The 16163-nt window shown below is 72.6% G+C and carries 17 protein-coding genes, 1 tRNA gene and 2 pseudogenes; 8 read left to right on the top strand and 12 right to left on the bottom strand.

The genetic code is table 11. The features are described 5' to 3' along the window. Positions 1-146: 146 nt before the first annotated feature. The 3 genes from ABZ807_RS12100 to ABZ807_RS12090 all read right to left on the bottom strand — a co-directional run bounded on the left by ABZ807_RS12100 (position 147) and on the right by ABZ807_RS12090 (position 4753). Positions 147-2366, bottom strand: a complete 2220-nt coding sequence (locus tag ABZ807_RS12100; RefSeq protein WP_357156098.1) for an ATP-binding domain-containing protein — start codon at positions 2364-2366, stop codon at positions 147-149. A 280-nt stretch (positions 2367-2646) separates the two neighbouring features. After that, the gene (locus ABZ807_RS12095) at positions 2647-4239 is read right to left on the bottom strand and encodes a tetratricopeptide repeat protein (protein ID WP_357155641.1); all 1593 of its coding nucleotides are present in this window, start codon (positions 4237-4239) and stop codon (positions 2647-2649) included. A 55-nt stretch (positions 4240-4294) separates the two neighbouring features. Continuing rightward, the gene (locus tag ABZ807_RS12090; RefSeq protein WP_357155640.1) at positions 4295-4753 is read right to left on the bottom strand and encodes a MarR family transcriptional regulator; all 459 of its coding nucleotides are present in this window, start codon (positions 4751-4753) and stop codon (positions 4295-4297) included. A gap of 50 nt (positions 4754-4803) precedes the next feature. Between ABZ807_RS12090 and ABZ807_RS12085 the strand changes: the two genes are divergently transcribed. Together ABZ807_RS12085 and ABZ807_RS12080 are read left to right on the top strand one after the other, a co-directional pair. Next, the gene (locus ABZ807_RS12085) at positions 4804-5325 is read left to right on the top strand and encodes a VOC family protein (RefSeq protein WP_357155638.1); all 522 of its coding nucleotides are present in this window, start codon (positions 4804-4806) and stop codon (positions 5323-5325) included. A 25-nt stretch (positions 5326-5350) separates the two neighbouring features. Next, positions 5351-6256 carry a hypothetical protein gene (locus ABZ807_RS12080; protein ID WP_357155636.1) on the top strand — a complete coding sequence of 302 codons (906 nt, stop codon included), beginning with the start codon at positions 5351-5353 and terminating at the stop codon, positions 6254-6256. An 83-nt stretch (positions 6257-6339) separates the two neighbouring features. Here the strand turns inward: ABZ807_RS12080 and ABZ807_RS12075 are convergent, their stop codons facing one another. From ABZ807_RS12075 to ABZ807_RS12060, 4 genes are all read right to left on the bottom strand, one after another. Next, positions 6340-6858 (bottom strand): GNAT family N-acetyltransferase, encoded by a 519-nt coding sequence (locus ABZ807_RS12075; RefSeq protein ID WP_357155634.1) that lies wholly within the window; start codon positions 6856-6858, stop codon positions 6340-6342. Continuing rightward, complete coding sequence (locus ABZ807_RS12070) at positions 6858-7313, bottom strand: Rrf2 family transcriptional regulator (RefSeq protein ID WP_357155632.1); 456 nt, start codon at positions 7311-7313, stop codon at positions 6858-6860. Before ABZ807_RS12070 ends, ABZ807_RS12075 begins: the two co-directional genes overlap by 1 nt. A gap of 22 nt (positions 7314-7335) precedes the next feature. After that, positions 7336-7497, bottom strand: a complete 162-nt coding sequence (locus tag ABZ807_RS12065; protein WP_357155630.1) for a hypothetical protein — start codon at positions 7495-7497, stop codon at positions 7336-7338. A 135-nt stretch (positions 7498-7632) separates the two neighbouring features. Next, a complete protein-coding gene (locus ABZ807_RS12060; RefSeq protein WP_357155628.1) occupies positions 7633-7767 on the bottom strand; it encodes a hypothetical protein in 135 nt (44 codons plus the stop codon). On the opposite strand from ABZ807_RS12060, the gene ABZ807_RS12055 reads away from it, so the two are divergent. Beyond that, positions 7737-8489, top strand: a complete 753-nt coding sequence (locus ABZ807_RS12055) for an SDR family oxidoreductase (RefSeq protein WP_357155626.1) — start codon at positions 7737-7739, stop codon at positions 8487-8489. The genes ABZ807_RS12060 and ABZ807_RS12055 overlap by 31 nt on opposite strands. Before the next feature lie 70 nt (positions 8490-8559). On the opposite strand, the gene ABZ807_RS12050 is transcribed toward ABZ807_RS12055, so the two are convergent. Next, positions 8560-8991: an SsgA family sporulation/cell division regulator gene (locus ABZ807_RS12050; RefSeq protein WP_007457244.1), complete on the bottom strand. Its 432-nt coding sequence runs from the start codon at positions 8989-8991 to the stop codon at positions 8560-8562. 292 nt (positions 8992-9283) lie between these two features. On the opposite strand from ABZ807_RS12050, the gene ABZ807_RS12045 reads away from it, so the two are divergent. The 3 genes from ABZ807_RS12045 to ABZ807_RS12035 all read left to right on the top strand — a co-directional run bounded on the left by ABZ807_RS12045 (position 9284) and on the right by ABZ807_RS12035 (position 10796). Continuing rightward, positions 9284-9904 carry a TIGR02611 family protein gene (locus ABZ807_RS12045; protein WP_357155624.1) on the top strand — a complete coding sequence of 207 codons (621 nt, stop codon included), beginning with the start codon at positions 9284-9286 and terminating at the stop codon, positions 9902-9904. 73 nt (positions 9905-9977) lie between these two features. Further along, positions 9978-10049, top strand: a tRNA-Val gene (locus ABZ807_RS12040). A 135-nt stretch (positions 10050-10184) separates the two neighbouring features. Continuing rightward, entirely contained in the window at positions 10185-10796 is a 612-nt protein-coding gene (locus tag ABZ807_RS12035; RefSeq protein WP_357155622.1) for a hypothetical protein, read from the top strand. Between the two features lie 30 nt (positions 10797-10826). Here ABZ807_RS12035 and ABZ807_RS12030 read toward each other — a convergent pair whose 3' ends face one another. The 3 genes and pseudogenes from ABZ807_RS12030 to ABZ807_RS12020 all read right to left on the bottom strand — a co-directional run bounded on the left by ABZ807_RS12030 (position 10827) and on the right by ABZ807_RS12020 (position 13808). Continuing rightward, entirely contained in the window at positions 10827-12047 is a 1221-nt protein-coding gene (locus ABZ807_RS12030; protein WP_357155620.1) for a site-specific integrase, read from the bottom strand. Continuing rightward, complete coding sequence (locus ABZ807_RS12025) at positions 12047-12244, bottom strand: excisionase family DNA-binding protein (protein WP_357155618.1); 198 nt, start codon at positions 12242-12244, stop codon at positions 12047-12049. The genes ABZ807_RS12030 and ABZ807_RS12025 overlap by 1 nt, the downstream gene beginning before the upstream one ends. After that, positions 12241-13808: pseudogene (locus tag ABZ807_RS12020) on the bottom strand (replication initiator). The gene ABZ807_RS12025 and the pseudogene ABZ807_RS12020 overlap by 4 nt, the downstream one beginning before the upstream one ends. 569 nt (positions 13809-14377) lie before the next feature. Between ABZ807_RS12020 and ABZ807_RS12015 the strand changes: the two are divergent. After that, a complete protein-coding gene (locus ABZ807_RS12015) occupies positions 14378-14746 on the top strand; it encodes a cyclic-phosphate processing receiver domain-containing protein (RefSeq protein WP_357155616.1) in 369 nt (122 codons plus the stop codon). Between the two features lie 779 nt (positions 14747-15525). Here ABZ807_RS12015 and ABZ807_RS12010 read toward each other — a convergent pair. After that, a pseudogene (locus ABZ807_RS12010) lies at positions 15526-15945 on the bottom strand (transposase family protein); the annotation flags it as partial. Positions 15946-16027: 82 nt separating this feature from the next. On the opposite strand from ABZ807_RS12010, the gene ABZ807_RS12005 reads away from it, so the two are divergent. Next, a partial coding sequence (locus tag ABZ807_RS12005; RefSeq protein ID WP_357156094.1) for a helix-turn-helix domain-containing protein occupies positions 16028-16163 on the top strand: 136 nt, incomplete at its 3' end.

The following is a 16163-nucleotide window of genomic DNA, read 5'->3' as shown; positions in this document are numbered from 1 at the left end:
CGACGGGAGGCCACTACTTCCCGTATCCAGCACGATCTTCCGCGCGGCCCGGTGCATCGTCCGCGCGGCCTGGCGCCTCTTGCGCCCGGCCCGGGCCGCCCGGGGCCGCCGGGCAGCCCGGGCAGGCGGACAGCCGAGCAGTCGGGTCAGCCGGCGACCCGGAGCACGCCGAGCCGCTGGGTGGCCCGGGTCAGCGCCACGTAGAGGTCGCTGCGCCCGCGCGGGGACTCGGCGACGATGCGGTCCGGGTCGACCACCAGCACCGAGTCGAACTCCAGGCCCTTGGCCTGGCCGACGGTGAGCACCACCACCCGGCTCTCCAGCTCGGGCTGCTCGCCGACCGCCACCTCGGGCAGCGCGGCCACCACCGCGGCGGCCAGTTCGTCGGCCCGACCCGCCGGCACGATCACCCCGAGCCGCCCGTCGTCCAGGCCGGCCGCCTCCCGGGTGGTCGCCGCCACCAGCTCACCGGCCAGCCGGGCGGCGTCCGCCAAGCGGTCCCACGGCGGCACGCCGCTGGCGCGTACCGAGCGGGGTGGGCGCAGCGCGGGATCGATCTCGGCGAGCACCCCGGCGGCCACCGCCATGATCTCGGCAGGGGTGCGGTAGCTGACCGTCAGCTCCTCCAGCCGCCAGCGCTGCGCCACGTACGGCTCCAGCGCGTCGGCCCAGGAGGGCGTACCGGTCAGCGCGCCGGTCTGCGCCACGTCACCGACGATGGTCATCGACCGGCTCGGGCAGCGGCGCATCAGCAGCCGCCAGGCCATCGGCGACAGCTCCTGCGCCTCGTCGACGATCACGTGCCCGAACGCCCAGTTCCGGTCGGCCGCGGCCCGCTGGGCGGTGGTCAGCCGGTCGGCCTCCTCCTGCCGTTCCAGCAGCCGGTCGGCGTCGATCAGGTCGGTGACGCCGAGGATCTCGCCGCCGTCGGCCTCGTCCTCCACGTCGATCGAGCGGGAGCCCCGGGCGATCTCCAGCACGCCCTCGGCGTACTCGCGCTGCAAGGAGCGGATCCGCTCGCGGCGGGCGGCGGCGGCCCGCTCGTCCTCGCCGAGCAGCTCGGCGGCCTCGTCCAGCAGCGGCACGTCGGCCGGCGTCCAGCCGCCCGGCTCCCGGTGCAGCAGCGCCCGCTCGGCGTCGGTGAGCATCGGCGCGGCGGCGGCGATCCGGTCGGTCGAGGCGTACAGGTCGGCGAGCAGCCGCTGCGGGGTGAGCACCGGCCAGAGCTGGTCGAGCGCGGCCCGGATGCCGGGCTCCTCGTGCAGCTCGCGGCGGATCTCCGCGCGGTCGGCCTCCTCCAGCAGGTTCTCCCCGCCCAGCGGGTCGGCGCCGATCCGCTCGGCGATCTGCGCGGCGAGCGCGTGGACGACCTCGACGTCGAACAGGGCCCGGGCCAGGTTGTGCGGGCGGCCGGAGCGACGGGCCCGGTCCCGGGCCTCCCGGACCACCTCCGGGTCGAACCGCAGCGTCTCCCGTTCGACCTCGATCTCCAGCGGCTCGTCCGGCACCCACTGCCGGTCGCGCACCGCGGCGGCCAGCACCTCGGTCATCACCGTCCGCCCCTTGAGCGCCGCCGTCCCGGCCGGTTCGGCCCGCCGCGCGCTCACCCCGGGGAAGAGGTCGCCGGGGGTACGCAGCAGCACCCCCGTCTCCGCCAGCGTGGGCAGCACCTGCGAGATGTAGCGCAGGAAGGTGGCGTTCGGGCCGACCAGCAGCACGCCCCGGCTGGAGAGCTCCCGCCGGTGGGTGTAGAGCAGGTACGCCGCGCGGTGCAGCGCGACCGCGGTCTTGCCGGTGCCGGGGCCGCCCTGCACCACCAGCACGCCCGGCAGGTCGGCACGGATCACCCGGTCCTGCTCGGCCTGGATGGTCTCCACGATGTCGCGCATCCGCCCGGTCCGGCCGGCATTGAGCGCGGCGAGCAGGGACGCCTCGCCGGTCAGTTCCTCGTGGGCGGTGGGGGAGGCGGTGGCGAGGTCGAGCACCTCGTCGTTGAGCCCGGTCACCTTCCTCTGCCGGGTACGCAGGTGGCGGCGCCGCCGTACGCCCTGGGGGTTGGCGGCGGTGGCGAGGTAGAACGGCCGGGCGGCGGGGGCCCGCCAGTCCATCAGCAGCGGGTCGTAGTCGCCGGTGGTGTCGAAGATGCCGATCCGGCCGATGTAGTGCTGGGCTCCGTCGGTGTCGTCCAGGCGGCCGAAGCAGAGGCCGTTCTCCACTGCGGAGAACTGCTCGACCTGGTCGGCGTACATCCGTACCACGCCGTCGCGCTGGGACCGGGCCTGCAACGTGCCGCCGGTGGTCCGCAGTTCCTCGGTGAGCCGCCGGGCGGCCTGCTCACGCATGCCGTCCAGCCGGCCGTAGAGCATCGAGACGTACTCCTGCTCGCGGCCGATCTCGTCGTCGTGTCGCTGCGCGACGGAACCGTCGGATTGCGTTGACAAGCCGTCTCCTCGTCGATTAGAATAGGCGAAGGAATGGCCGTCGTCGCCATTCCCTTTTTTGTGTCCGAACTGAGAAAGATACCGCGTCGCGCATCGCCGCACCAAGCGTGTCCGCCCGCGCGGCCGCGCCACGTCACACCGCCGTGCCACGTCACACCGCCGTGCCGGGGCGTGCCGTCCCGCCCGGCCGATCGACCGGCGGCGGTCAGCGGCGGCGGGTGCAAACCTCGCGGGCCCGGCCCACGGTGTCGGTGGACCAGACCACCGCGACGGTGAAGCAGTAGTCGTTGGTGCGGTCCAGGCCGTACACGACGAAGCTGCTCGTCCCGGCCGGCAGCTCCTGGAAGGCCTGCGGGTCCTGCCCGGCGCGCCCGCCGGCGATGACCACCGGTCCCTCCGCGCCCGCCGGGTACTCCCAGTCGAGGGCGATGTTGTCCCGCCGGTCGCGCAGGGTCACCCGGCCCGGCGGCGTGCCGGGCGGGGCGGCGGCCCCAGCGCTCGGCGGCGGGGGTGACGGGGCGAGGCTCTGCGGCGGGGCCGTCGGGGAGGTGACGGGGGCCGGCGGGTCGTCGCCGGCGCCGTCGACCTGGGACACCCCGGCCACCACCGCGACGGTGCCCAGCACCACCACGGTCAGCCCGGCCACCATGGCCGGGGTCGCCCGGTTGCGGCGCGGCGGCGGGGCATGGTGCCGGTGCGCCACCACCGGCAGCAGCCGGGACGGGTCCGGGTGCCGCTGGGCCACCCGGTGCACCCCGTCGGCCTCCTCGGCGTACCCGCCGGCCAGCCCCACGACGGACGGGGGGACCGGCTCGTGCGCCGGCCCCTGCGGCTCGGCGACCGGCTCGGGCGGCCATCCGTCGGCATCCGGGTCGTCGGCGTACGGGGGGTCGCCGTACGGGTCCTCGCCGTACGGGGAGTCGGCGTACGGGGAGTCGGCGTCCTCGGTGGGCAGCCGCTGGCCGGGCACCGTCGGTGGGTACGTCCGGTCGGTCGCGGCCGGCCCCACCGGCCAGGCGGGCGGCTCGGGCGGCCCCTCGTCGGGCGGGGCGGTGCGGGCGGCCGGTACCACCGGGGCGTCCCGCTCCGGTGGCGGCTCGTCGGCGCAGGCGTGGTCCGGGTCGGCGGCGGCCCGGGCCAGCGCCGCGACCTGCCGGGCGAGCGGGTCGTCGGCGGGCAGGTGCTGCCGGGCCAGTTCCCGGGCGAGCGCGAGGTTGTCGTGCGCCTCGGTGAACCGGCCGCAGTCGCGCTGCATCGCCCCGAGCCGGGCCAGCATCTTGATGCCGCTGGGATGGCCGTCGCCGTAGACCTCGCGGTGCAGCTCCCAGGCGTCCTGGAGGCGTTCCCGGGCCTGCGCGCACTGGCCCCGGGCGTACTCCACGGTGGCCAGGTCGGCGTGCGCGGCGAGCACCCGCAGCGACTCCGGCCCGTCCCGGGCGGTCAGCTCCAGGATCACCTCGGAGTAGAGCCGGGCGGCGCGGGCGTCGCTGCCGACCCGGTGCAGCACCGCGGCCAGGGTCGCCCCCGCCGAGATGGTCCGCTCGTCCGGGCGGCCGTACAACCGGGTGGCGGCGGCGTACGCGAAGGCCGCCCACCCGCGGGCGGAGTGCGGCTCGCCGAGGGCGACCAGCACCCGCGCCTGGAGCCCGGCGGCGTCGGCCAGCTCGGGGAAAGCGTGGTCGGGCCGGGGGTCGGCGTCGGTCAGCGCGTCGGCGAGCAGTCGCTGCGCGCCGGCCAGGTCGCCGGCGGACACCAGGTGGTGCGCCTGGAGGGTCAGTTCACCGAAGCCGGAGGGCACGCCCCATCGTGCTCGTCCGGCAACGGTATGTACAAGTCCCGACGGTGATCAGTCGTCAACCGGTCAGGTGCGCGACCAGCGTCTCGCTGATCCGGCGCAGCTGGTCGACCTGCGCCGGGCTGAGCGCGTCGAAGAGGTGGCGGCGTACCCCCTCGACGTGGCCGGGCGCGGCGGCGGCGAGCACCGCGAAGCCGTCGTCGGTGAGGGCGGCGATCTGGCCGCGCCGGTCGGTCGGGCAGTCCTCGCGCCGGATCCACCCGGCCGCCTCCAGCCGGGCGGCGGCGTGCGAGAGCCGGCTGCGCGAGGAGCCGGTCAGGTCGGCCAGCTCGCTCATCCGCAGCCGCCGCCCGGGGGCCTCGGAGAGCCGGACCAGGATCTCGTAGTACGCGTGCGGCATCCCCGCGTCGCGTTGCAGCTCGCGGTCGAGGGTGTCCATCAGCGCCCGGGAGGCGGCCAGGAAGGCCCGCCAGGTGCGCTGCTCGTCGGGGTCCAGCCACCGGGTCATGACACCCATCATAGCGATAGTGGTTGAATGCTCAACTAAATCGCGCTAGCGTGAGGTACATGGGAATCCACCGCCTCAACCACGCCGTCCTCTACGTCAGCAACCTCAACCGCAGCGTCGCCTTCTACCGCGACGTGCTGGGCTTCCGGCCGGTGGCGATGACCCCGGACGGGTTCCGGGGCGCCGCCTTCCTCCAGGCGCCCGACTCCACCAACGACCACGACCTCGGCCTGTTCGAGATCGGCGCGGCGGCCGGCCGCTCTCAGGCCGGCCGCGCCACCGTGGGCCTCTACCACCTGGCCTGGGAGCTGGACACCCTCGACGAGCTGGGCGCCACCGCCGAGCGACTGGCCGCCGCGGGCGCGCTGGTCGGCAGCTCCGACCACGGCACCACCAAGAGCCTCTACGGGCAGGACCCGGACGGCCTGGAGTTCGAGATCGTCTGGCTGGTCCCGGCCGACCTGCTCGACGAGGCCGCGCTGTCGGCGCGCAAGCGGATCGGCCGGCTGGACCTCGACCGGGAGCGGCGGCGCTACGGCGGCCAGACCCGGGGCGGGGTGGGCATCTCCGTGTCGGCCTGAAGTCGCCGTACGGTACAACGGCAGGATGTCCGTCGACACCGTCCTGCGTGAGCTGCTCGTGCGGCAGCTCGACCACTGGCTGCCGGGGGCGCTGCACCGCTCCCGGCGGGCCACCCTCGCCCTGTCGTACGCGGGGGATCCCGGCACCGCCGAGGCGGCCCTGCGGGTGGTGGCCGAGTTCGCCGACCGGCTCCGGGGCCGGCGGCTGACCGTCCTGGTGCTGGCCGGAGGTGGAGCCGACCTGCCGGCCCGGCTCGGCCCGGTCGAGGCGACGCTGCCGGCCGACGTGGCCGTGCACGTGGTCCCGGGCGACGCGTCCCGGCTGCCCGTGGCGCTCAAGGCGGCCGGCGCGGCCGGCGCGCCGCTGCTGACCCTGGTCGACGCCGCCGCCCCCGAGCCGGCGCTGCTGGCCGCCGCGGCGACCGGACGCCCGGCCGAACTGCTGCTCACCGCGCCCGCGCCGGCCGCCCTCCGGCCGGCGCTGACCGGCGCCGGCTTCCCGCTGGTCGCCGAGGTCGAGCTGGTGCCCGCCGACGGCTCGCCGGCCCGGCGGGTCGCCTTCGGCACCGGGCTGGACAAGAGCCTGGAGGCGTTCAAGGACGCGCTCTGGGAGGTCGACGAGTTCGCCGGGGTGCGCTACCGGGACCCCGAGGACCCGGCCGGCGGGCTGCTCGACATCGCCCTGCACCCCGAGCCGGGGCCGCTGCGCCGCGAGCTACTGGCCGAGCTGGCCCGCTCCGGCCCGCGTACGGTCACCGAGCTGCGCCGGCACACCCTCACCGCGACCGTCTACCGGGCCGCCGACACCGTCCCCGCGCTCACCACCCTGCTGCACTCCGGCGCGGTCACCCGCGACCCGGAGCACGGCCGGCTCGGTGGCGAGGTGGTGATCAGTGCCGGCCCGGCCGGGGATGCCCGCTCGCCGGCCTGACCGCGATGGACGCCCCGGTGGTCACCCTGGCCGGTGACCAGCAGGGCGACGGTGAGGACGGGGGACCGCGCGTTGGTGACGGCTCAGGCCGGCACCGGCGCGCAGTCGACGGCGAGGATCCGGGTGACGCCGCCGTCGTCCTCGGTGACGTCCCGCTCGTGGACGAAGCCGAGCTTGGCCAGCAGCGCCAGCGAGGCCGTGTTGTCCTCGGCGACGGTGGCGTACACCCGGGGCAGGCCCAGGGTGTCGAAGCCGTACCGGGTCAGGGCCCGGGCCAGCTCGGTGCCGAGGCCGGCGCCCCAGGCGGGCTTGGCGAGGGCGTAGACGATCTCGTGGCCGTCCACGTCGTCGGTGCGCTTGATCTCGGCGTGCCCGACATACTGGCCGTCGCGGCGCACCGCCCAGACGTCGAAGAGGCCGTCGGCGTAGACCTTGCTGAAGAGCCGCCCGAAGAGGGCGGCGGCGTCCTCGGCGGTCATCGGGCCGTCACCCATGAACCGGCCCACCTCCGGGTCGGTGAGCAGGGCGACGAATTCGTCGGCGTCGGCCGGGCGGTACGGCTCCAGCAGCAGCCGGTCGGTGTGCAGGGTGGGGGTGGGCATCAGCGGGGCTCCCAGGCGTCGGGCAGAGCGGTCAACCTGCGCACGTGCGCGGGCAGCCGGCCAGTGATTATCTCGGCGAGGCTGACCTCGTCGAGCACCTGCCGGACGGCCGCCCGGACGGCCACCCAGAGCCGCGGCAGGTTCTCCGCCGAACCCTCGTACCGGGTCTCCTCGGGGCGCAGGCCGCGCACCCCGGCCAGCGGGCCCTCCACGGCGCGCAGGATCACCCCGACGGTGACCTCGCGGGGCGGCCGGGCCAGCGTGTAGCCGCCCTCCGCGCCGCGCTGGGCCCGTACGACGCCGGCCCGGCGCAGGTCGGCCAGGACGGCCTCGAGGAACTTGCGGGGCAGGTCCTGCTCGGTGGCGATCGCCTGGGTGGACAGCAGCGCGGGGTACGCGGTGGCCAGGCTCAGTGCCGCCCGTACCGCGTAGTCGCCGCGCGCGGAGATCTGCACCCCGTCATCATGCCCGGCTCACTCAGCCCGCCAGGTCGGCGGGCCGACGCGGCCGCACGATCCGCTGCGGCGGCTGCCCCCGGGCGGCCCGGAACGCCCCGGGACTCACCCCGACCTCGCGGGTGAAGAAGCGGCCGAAGTTGGTCGGCTCGGGGAAGCCGAGCCGGCGGCCGATCCGGGCCACGGCGCACCACCGTCGCGTCGAGCTGCGGGGTGCAGCGCAGCACCTGGCCGGGGCTGGCCCGCAGCAACGTGCCGGGGCGGCAGGGCAGCGCGCGGAAGTCCAGCTCGGCGGTGCCGTGGCCGCCGGTGATCAGGATCAGCAGATCCGCGTCGAGCAGGGTCGGGCGGCGCCCCCGGGCTCGGGAGCGAGGTCACCGAGGTCGAGCAGGTCGATCTCGGCGGTGGGCAGGTCGGGGCGGGTTGCCGGGGCGAGCTGACCGGAAGGGACCATCACCTGCGACGGTAACCAGAGGCGGAGGCGGTCGCATCCCGGCGATGGGACGGTGGTGCCGCGTACGCGGGGCCGCCGTCTGCGAGGCGGTGGCCAAGGAACTCTCCGCCGACGGGCGGTGCGAGGCCATTCCGGCCGACCTGGGCCACGACGCGGGGGCCGAGGAGCTGGCCGCGGCGGTGCTGGAGCGCACCGACCGGCTCGACGTGCTGGTCAACAACGCCGGCGCGACCTGGGGCGCGCCGCTGGAGGCGTACCCGGAGAGCGCGTTCGACAAGCTCTGGGCGGTGAACGTCAAAGCGGTCTTCCGGCTCACCACCGCGCTGCTGCCGGCGCTGCGTGCCTCGGCCAGTCCCGACGACCCGGCCCGCGTGATCAACATCGGCTCGGTCGACGGCATCCGGGTGCCGATCATGGAGGTGTACGCGTACTCCGCCACCAAGGCAGCCGTGCACATGCTGACCCGCAGCCTCGCCCACCAGCTGGCCGGCGAGCACATCACGGTCAACGCGATCGCCCCGGGCCCGTTCGAGAGCAGAATGATGGCGTTCGCCCTGGAGGACCCGGCGTCCCGTTCGGCGATCGAGCAGCAGGTGCCGCTGGGCCGGATCGGCCGCCCGGAGGACATGGCCGGCACGGCGATCTACCTGTCGTCGCGGGCCGGGGCGTACCTGACCGGCGCGGTGATCCCGGTCGACGGCGGCCTCACGACGCACGGCTGAGGCGTACCTGACCGTGGTGAGCCGAAGCCGCGCGGACTCGGCAGATCCGCGCGGCTCCGATCGGCGTGGGTCAGCGGCCGGCGAGCAGCCGGTTCACCGCCGTGTCGACGTCGAGGTGTTCGGCCTCGCGGCCGCGCGGGACGACGACGTAGGTTCGCCGCAGGAAGCGCACCAGGACGCTGCGCGGCACCTCGAAGAGCGCGTTGCCGTCGGGTGACGACAGCGCCAGCGCGACGAAGTCGCCGCGCGGGGTGGCCCAGGGCCAGACCCGGACGTCGCCGATGCCGGCCGGTTCGTCGAGACCGGTCACCAGCAGTTCGCGGGCGAAGGACCAGCTGACGGCCTCGCCACCGGCGGATTCGGCGTGGAACAGGACATGGACCGCATACGGGTCAGCAGGGTCGTAACGCAGACTGGCACGCACCGGCAAGGCGGTGGCGTCAGGTGCGACGAGCCTTAGCGACGTCTCGACCTCTACGGTCGTCGGTCGGATGACACTCATGGACGTTCTCCCCCCGGCACCGCTGCGGAACGCGCGTGTCCCGCTTTTCCCATACTCAGGTGCTACCCCTGGCTACGCTCCGCCATACGCTGACTTCACCCAGTGGTGGGAAGTGCCTCGGAAGCGCCGCCAGAATGTGAAAATTCTTGTAAGATTTCCGTCTGCCCAGTGCGTGATCCCGCCCGGCGTCGGGTGGCTCAGTCGTCGACTTACTCCGGTAACGTCCAGTGGTCTGCGCAAGTGACGGGCCGGGGCGACACTGGGGGGTGAAATGGTCACGAACCGATCCTCAATGGATGCGACGACCGCGACCGGCTCACCGAAAGTAGGGGCCCGAGCAGCCGAAAGGCGGGGAAACGCGGTGCCGATGGATCAGCACGACCGGGACGGTCGGCCGGCCTCCGAGGGCCGCTCCGGTCGAGGTGACGCCGCCGCCCCCCGCGACGCCGGTCACGACGCCGCCGGCACCCCCCACGGCTCCGGCGGCACCGGTACGGCCATCGCCGACCGGCCCCGCAGCGGCTTCCGGCAGCGGGTCCGCACCAGCCTCGACCTGATCCGCGCCAACCCCACCGGCCGGGTCACCCTCAAGATCTTCATCTCGATCGCCGGGGCGATCGTGGTCACCATCGGCCTCGCCCTCATCCCGCTGCCCGGCCCCGGCTGGCTGACCGTCATCGCCGGCCTCGCCATCTGGGCCGTCGAGTTCCACTGGGCCCGCCGACTGCTCGCCTTCACCCGCCGACACGTCCAAGCCTGGACGCGCTGGGCCACCTCACGATCACTGCCGGTGCGTCTGATGCTGGGCTCCGTCGGGATCGTCTTCGTCGCCACGGTCGTCTGGCTGTCGCTCAAGTACAGCCTCGGCATCGACCCGGTCGCCCGGCTGCTGCACTACCTCGCCACGCACTGACGGGCCGGGCCGCGGCGCGCCGACCCCGGATTTCCGGTCCGCTCACACGATCAGGTAGAGTCATCGGCGCTGAGGGCGATTAGCTCAGCGGGAGAGCGCTTCGTTCACACCGAAGAGGTCACTGGTTCGATCCCAGTATCGCCCACGCAGGTCAAAGGCCACTTCCCGACTTCGGGAGGTGGCCTTTCTGGTTCCGTACAGCAGTGAAGTACAGCAGCCGTCAGCGGACGGATGACGACCAGGCGAGGGAATGTCTGGCTGTGCTGTTACTTTGCCGGCCGTGAATGATCAGTTGACGTGGATCGACCGGATCATCGACGCGACCGGATGGCATCACGAGCCTGAGGGCGGTGCCGGGTGGGGGCAGGTGGAGGCGGAGCTCGGCGTCGCGCTGCCAGGCGACTTCAAGGAGTTGTGCCGGCGGCTCGTGCCGGGCACCTTCATGGCGCACCTTGACCTACTGCGGCCGACCGCCGACCACAACTCGACGTCGCTGCTCGGGTGGTGGAACTCCATACGGCATTGGGTTAGCGAGCATGACGACTCCGCAGCGGGCCTGTACGCCCCGTACGAGCTGTACGAGCCCGACACGGGATCTGGGCTGATCGAGTGGGGTCACGACTCGGCCGGAGGCGGGTACTACTGGCTTACGGACCGCTCCATGGAGCCTGAGCGGTGGCCTGTGTTGGCTCGGCACGACCCTCCCCACCCGTGGCACCGGTTCGACATGTCCACGACGGAGTTCGTCTACCGAATGCTCGCGGACCCGGAGTTGAAGTCGTTTTCGATGGCCACGCCGACGTGGCGGCCGTTTTACCTGCCGTACTGGCAGCCGTTGCCCACCACTCCTGAGGAGTGGAACGCTCTCGGCGACCCGAACGGCGAGAACTGAACCAGTACCCGTCTCTGCTGCCCGCGTAGGTCAGATGCCGAGCGAGTCGCCGAGCCGCTTGAGGGCATCCCGCGTCGCCTTCGACGAGACCTGGGTGTAGATCTCCATCGTTACCGAGAAGCGGGCGTGGCGGAGGACCTGCATGGCGACTCTCGGGTGGACGTCAAGGTCGGCCAGCAGCGTGGCGCAGGTGCGCCTGGCGTCGTGGACGGTGATCGGGCGGACCCCTGCTCTGTCGCACCGGGTTTGCCAGGAGCGCTGGAAGTTGCGCGGCTCGATCGGTGTGCCATAGCGGGTGGCGAATACGAGGTCGTTTTCGTGCCATGCCTTGCCGTCGGCTGCTCGTGCCTCGTCGCGGTGTTCGCTTCGTAGCTTGAGCGCCGTCAGGCAGATGTGGGGCAGGGGGAGGGTGGCGTCGGACGCCTGGGTTTTGGTGTTTCGGTGGAGGAGTTGCCCGCGTACGCGTTGCAGTTGGCGGCCGACGGTCAGCTCTCCGGTGTCGAGGTCGACGTCCTCCCAGGTGAGGCCGAGGGCTTCGCCCTTGCGTAGACCGACGACGAGGACCAGGGCGTAGGCGGCGTAGAGCGGGTCCTCGTCGGCGCGGGCGGATTCGAGGAACTTGCGGGCCTCGTCGCTCGACCATGACTTGCCCCGGCGGCGACGGACGGTGGCGAGGGTGACCGGGACGGCCGGGTTCTTGGCGATGAGGTCTTCGGCCTGGGCGTGGGTGAGGGCGGCCCGCAGCGCGGCGCGGATGTCGCTGATCGTCCGTGTGGACGGGACGGTCTGGCAGCAGCGGCCGACGGCGCAGCAGCGGCGCTTCTCCTTGCGGCGGGCGGCGTCCTTGCCCTGCGCGCAGCATTGGCAGGTGCGGGCCACCTGGTTGATCCAGGTCTGCACGTCCCGCGACTGGAGCCGGTCGAGCCGCTTCGCGCCGAGGCCGGGAGCGATGTACCGCCGGACGAACGTCTCGTACGTCGCGTAGGTCAACGGTGCTCGGTTCGGCTGGATGATCTCGGTGAGCCAGTAGGTGAGGAAGCTGCCGACCGTGGGGACGCTGGTGGCCACCGGTCCTTGCTTGGCCTGCTGGTGTAGCTTGATCCACTTGTCGTGGACGGCTTCGCGGGTCTTGCCGTAGACGTACTTGCGGTCACGTCGGCCGTCGGGCTTGGTGACCCAGACGTAGGCGGCGAAGCCGTTGCGGTAGGGGAAGATGGAGCCCTCGCCGTTGGCTCGTGCGCGTGCGGGCATCAGGCGGCCTCCTGGCGTTCGACCTGTTCGCGGATGTAGTCGTCGACCCATTCGGGGAGGATGCGGCGATACCTGCCGTCCTTGATGGAGCGCAGCTCGCCGGTGGCGATCTTCATCTTGATCTTGGAGATGCCGAAGCCGAGCAGCACGGCGACCTCGGCTGGCGAGTACCAGCGGGGGCGGAGGTCGTGGGTCATGCGGCGGCTCCGGTGAGCCAGGCTTCGTGGGCGAGTTCTCCCGGCCGATGCGTCTGCTCTCGCGTCGCTGTCGGGCGGCGGTGTTGGCGAGCAGGGCGTCACCTTCGGTGAGCCAGCCGGCCCCGATGTAGGTGAGGGTGCCGACGGTGATGGTGTCGGCGGGTTCGTCGTCCTCTTCGCGCCGGTAGGTGGCGCGGGTGTCGCGGAGCAGGCTGAAGGTGACGGAGTAGCGGCGGGCTTTGGTGAGGAAGTGGCCGCCGAAGCCGAGCATGTGTGCCCAGCGGCGCAGCCCAGCGTAGGGGCGCGGTTTGTTGTCAAGGCTGTCTTGACGGTCGTCGGCGGTTGCGGCGCCGCTGCTGTTGTCGGTGAGGGTGGGGCGGCCGAGGTGCCAGCAGGCGTCGATGAGGCGGGCGGTGTGGTCGCCTTCGGGGTCGGCGTAGTCGTCGATGGTGGCCGGGGTGAGGCGGTTGGAGGAGTGCCCGGTGGCTTCGGTGGCCTTGGTGGCGTACTTGGCGAGGTAGGCGGCCACCTTGCCGTCGGTCAGCTCGCCGCTCGCGGTGTTGATCCGGCGCACGTCGACCTGCTCGCCCCAGGCGACCAGCCAACCTTGCGGCCGGTCGGGGTGGGCGGGCGTGGTGATGGTGATCTGCCGGGCGGCGACGTGGATCGCGTCTTCCAGGTCGTCGAGGGTGATGCCGGCCGGTGGCGGCACGAGCGCGTCCGGGTCGTCCGGGTCGACGCCGTCGAGGCGCAGCAGGACGTGGAAGTGCACGGCTGCCCGGCGCTGCATCTCGGCGACCTTGCCGTGGGACACGCGCACGGGCGGCACCCAGCGGACCTTGCCCGAGGCGGTGACGACCCGGACGAGGGGGATGCCGCGCTTGCGGCAGAGGGCGGCGAGGTCCCGTTCGATGGCCTGTTTGGTGCGCCGCCACAGCTCGCCGGAGAAGTAGTTCCAGACGACCTGGTGGTCGTGGTCGTAGCAGTCGAGACACAACGGCTGGCCGAGCCGCGGATCGTCGGCGTCGTGGCGAGCGAAGCACGCCGCGGGCTGCCCGTGCTCGCAGGTGCCGGCTCTGCTACGGGCGCGGCAAGGGGACGGGCGGCAGTCGCAGCGCTGCCGGCTGCGGCAGGTGTGGCGGGCGACGTGGCGGTGGTGGACCAAGCCGAAGGACGGGGCGGTGAAGGTGGCGAAGACGACCGGATGCCGGCAGACCGATGCGGGAACGCCCTTGCCGCCGGTCAGACCGCGACAGACGACTTGGTAGGCGTCGCCCTGGTAGACCCAGGCGCAGTCCGGGCACTGCGATTCGCGGCGGTTGCCGCACGCCTTGTAGAGCGTTCGGTCGGGCAGTTCGTCGGTGTGCAGCTGGCCGGTGATGCGGCCGGTGTCTCGCTCGACGGCGGCGATGGTGCCGGTGAGGCGGATCGGGCGAGCACAGCCGCCGGCAGGGCGGGTGTGCTCCAGCCAGCCGGAGAACTCCGGCGTGGCAGCGCGGTGCAGGGCCTGGGCGTCACGGCCGTCGGCAAGGCCGGGCCGGTACAGGGTGAGCGGGGTGGACACGACTGTCTCCTCTTCAGGGGGTGGCAGGGACGGGAGACGAAGCACCACCAGCCGTGGACGTCTGTCCGCTGGTGGTGTTCGTCGTGTCTCCTGGCACCGCCGAGAGGGCGGCTGCCGCCGGAGGGCGGATTCGTGGTCGTGCCACCTCCCGCCGATGGGTCATGTCCTTTCGCGCTCGTCGAGCGTGATGAGTGGGGCCGGCACGGGTGGGGAGCCTGGGATGTCGGCATCCGGCGGGTCGCCGCAGGCTGCCCCACCCGTGGAGATTCGCGAATCCGGGCCATCGTGGACGGCAGGGAAGGCCGTGCTGGGCCGCTCGACGGATTCGGGGGATCGGCATTGAGGCCGATGCGATCGAGAGCCGGCGGGGCGTGACCCGCATCAGCGACAGGAAGGCCGCTCAGCATCTCCGAAGTCGAGTCCGGGGATCCGGTAGGAAGGCCGCGCTGGCGTGCTCGACGAGCGTCAGAGTAGCACCACGTACCGACACGTCAACCGACAAGTTCGAGGCCGGATCCGGGCCTCAATAGCGGTGGCGGTGCCCGGGGTGCTGGGCGAAGGATGGTGAGGTGGTTACCGAGAAGTTGCCGGGAATCGTGCTGGTTGACGACCTGCGCTCGTTCGTTGATGGCCGGGTGGCACATGTGGCGCGCACCAGCGGGGCCGGCATCGAGGCGCTGGAGCGACACCGCGGACAGCGGGTGGACGAGCTGTGGCTGGATCACGACCTCGGCGGGGACGACACAATCTGGCCGGTCGTCGAGGTGTTGGAGCGGGCTGCGTTCGAGGAGCGCCCGCTTGATATCGGCGTGGTGTACGTCCACTCGGCGAACCCTGCCGGCGCTGCAAAGATCATGCAGGCGTTGCGTCGCTGGGGGTACGACGTCCGCTCGGCGGCTGGGTCACCGCATGTCGGCTACCTGCCCGAGGCCGAGTAACGGCGGGCCATCGAAGCGCTGGTGGCGCCAGCGGTCGCCGATCCGGGGCAGCCGGCTGCCGGCCGTGTGGGAGGACTTTCCTTACGTCTATCAAGGCGGCCCGTGGCGGGCCGCACGCGCCGCCGCCTGGGCGCGCGCCGGCCGCTGCCGCTGTCGCTCTGCGGCCGTCACGCCGGATGCCCGGCGGCTGGCGCGGACAGCGGGAAGCCCGGAGGGCCGCCGCCGAACGACAGACCGTTGATGGGCCCAGGTGGGAGCCGGCAGCCGGCCGGGCCGCGCGGCCACGAGCCCGCGCGGCGTAGGCGAGCGGACGCCGGCCGCGTCGGCGAGCTGGCGGCGGTCGCGGGGTTGTGGTTAGTGCGCCTCCGGCGGGGGCGCTCCGGCTCCAGGATGGCCGGGGCTCCGTCGGCGGGTCGCGGTCCGTGGGTGGTTGCGGTGGGCCATCCCGCCTGCCATCGACCCGGGCGAGCCGAGCAGGCCACCGCCCGACCCGCCAGCGTCCGAACGAGCCGTCAAGGTCCGCTTGACGTGGCGGGCCGGGCGGCGGCCCGCTCCCCGGAGGGCGGGTCGACGGCAGACGGGATGGCATTTTCCTCGGGCTACTGCGCTGGCCAAAGCTTCGTACAGCAGATCGGCTCGGGGACGGCCACTCCCAGTTGTCTAGCCTTACCAGTACGCTCGCTACGGGGGTGGCAAACTCGGAGCGAGACCTACTACGTCCCTGCCATTCGTGCGGCCCGCCTCACTGCTGCGAGCGTAAGGCTTTCAGTGAAGTAATCTCAGCGACTTTGCGGTACGTATTTGTACTCGAAGTGGGTGAGGTGGAGCGCGGCGGCGACGATGTCGCTGATCCGGCGTGGGCTGGCGGTGGTATGCCGCAGGGTTTTCCAGCGTCCGATCAGGATCGCGAAGCCGCGTTCGCCCTGCCAGCGCAGTCCGCGTAGCAGCCGGTTGTAGGCGCGGTTGTCGGGAGCGAGCCGCTGCCCGTCGGTGGGCTGCTTGTACGGGGTCTTGATGCCTTGACCTGCGCCTTCGTAGCCGGAGTCGGCCAGGGTCGGCAGATCGAGTTCGGACGCGGACCAGTTCAGGGCGGCCGTGATGCCCTGCTGTTGGGCGCAGGTCAGATCGTGCAGATGCCCCGGCATCGCCTCGGAGGTCCACACCGGCAGGCCGTCCGGACGCATGACCGCTTGAACATTCCCGCCGAAGTCCCGGCGGAGTCAAACGGTCATCGCGACACCAAGGTAGGATGATCTTGGATGTCGAGTGATTGGGTGATGAATGAGCGGGTCTTCTCCGTTGACGGTCGAGGAACGGGAGACGATCTCTCGGGAGTTGAGCCGGGGCGGTTCTTCAGCGTCGTCTCGGTCGATCGGGAGGTTGCTTGGAAGGCATCATTCGACGATTGCTCGGGAGA

The sequence above is a fragment of the Micromonospora sp. NPDC047548 genome (assembly GCF_040642975.1).
Classification (GTDB): domain Bacteria; phylum Actinomycetota; class Actinomycetes; order Mycobacteriales; family Micromonosporaceae; genus Micromonospora.
Note: the sequence above shows the minus strand (reverse complement) of the source record. Positions and strands in the feature narration are given on the sequence as shown.

Coding starts and splice junctions, on each gene's coding strand:
- ABZ807_RS12085 (WP_357155638.1), top strand. CDS start 4,804: ATGGGAATCCACCGCCTCAACCACGCCGTCCTCTACGTCAGCAACCTC.
- ABZ807_RS12030 (WP_357155620.1), bottom strand. CDS start 12,047: ATGCCCGCACGCGCACGAGCCAACGGCGAGGGCTCCATCTTCCCCTAC.
- ABZ807_RS12050 (WP_007457244.1), bottom strand. CDS start 8,991: ATGAGTGTCATCCGACCGACGACCGTAGAGGTCGAGACGTCGCTAAGG.
- ABZ807_RS12100 (WP_357156098.1), bottom strand. CDS start 2,366: ATGCTCTACGGCCGGCTGGACGGCATGCGTGAGCAGGCCGCCCGGCGG.
- ABZ807_RS12025 (WP_357155618.1), bottom strand. CDS start 12,244: ATGACCCACGACCTCCGCCCCCGCTGGTACTCGCCAGCCGAGGTCGCC.
- ABZ807_RS12090 (WP_357155640.1), bottom strand. CDS start 4,753: ATGGGTGTCATGACCCGGTGGCTGGACCCCGACGAGCAGCGCACCTGG.
- ABZ807_RS12045 (WP_357155624.1), top strand. CDS start 9,284: ATGGATGCGACGACCGCGACCGGCTCACCGAAAGTAGGGGCCCGAGCA.
- ABZ807_RS12080 (WP_357155636.1), top strand. CDS start 5,351: ATGTCCGTCGACACCGTCCTGCGTGAGCTGCTCGTGCGGCAGCTCGAC.
- ABZ807_RS12075 (WP_357155634.1), bottom strand. CDS start 6,858: ATGCCCACCCCCACCCTGCACACCGACCGGCTGCTGCTGGAGCCGTAC.
- ABZ807_RS12060 (WP_357155628.1), bottom strand. CDS start 7,767: ATGGTCCCTTCCGGTCAGCTCGCCCCGGCAACCCGCCCCGACCTGCCC.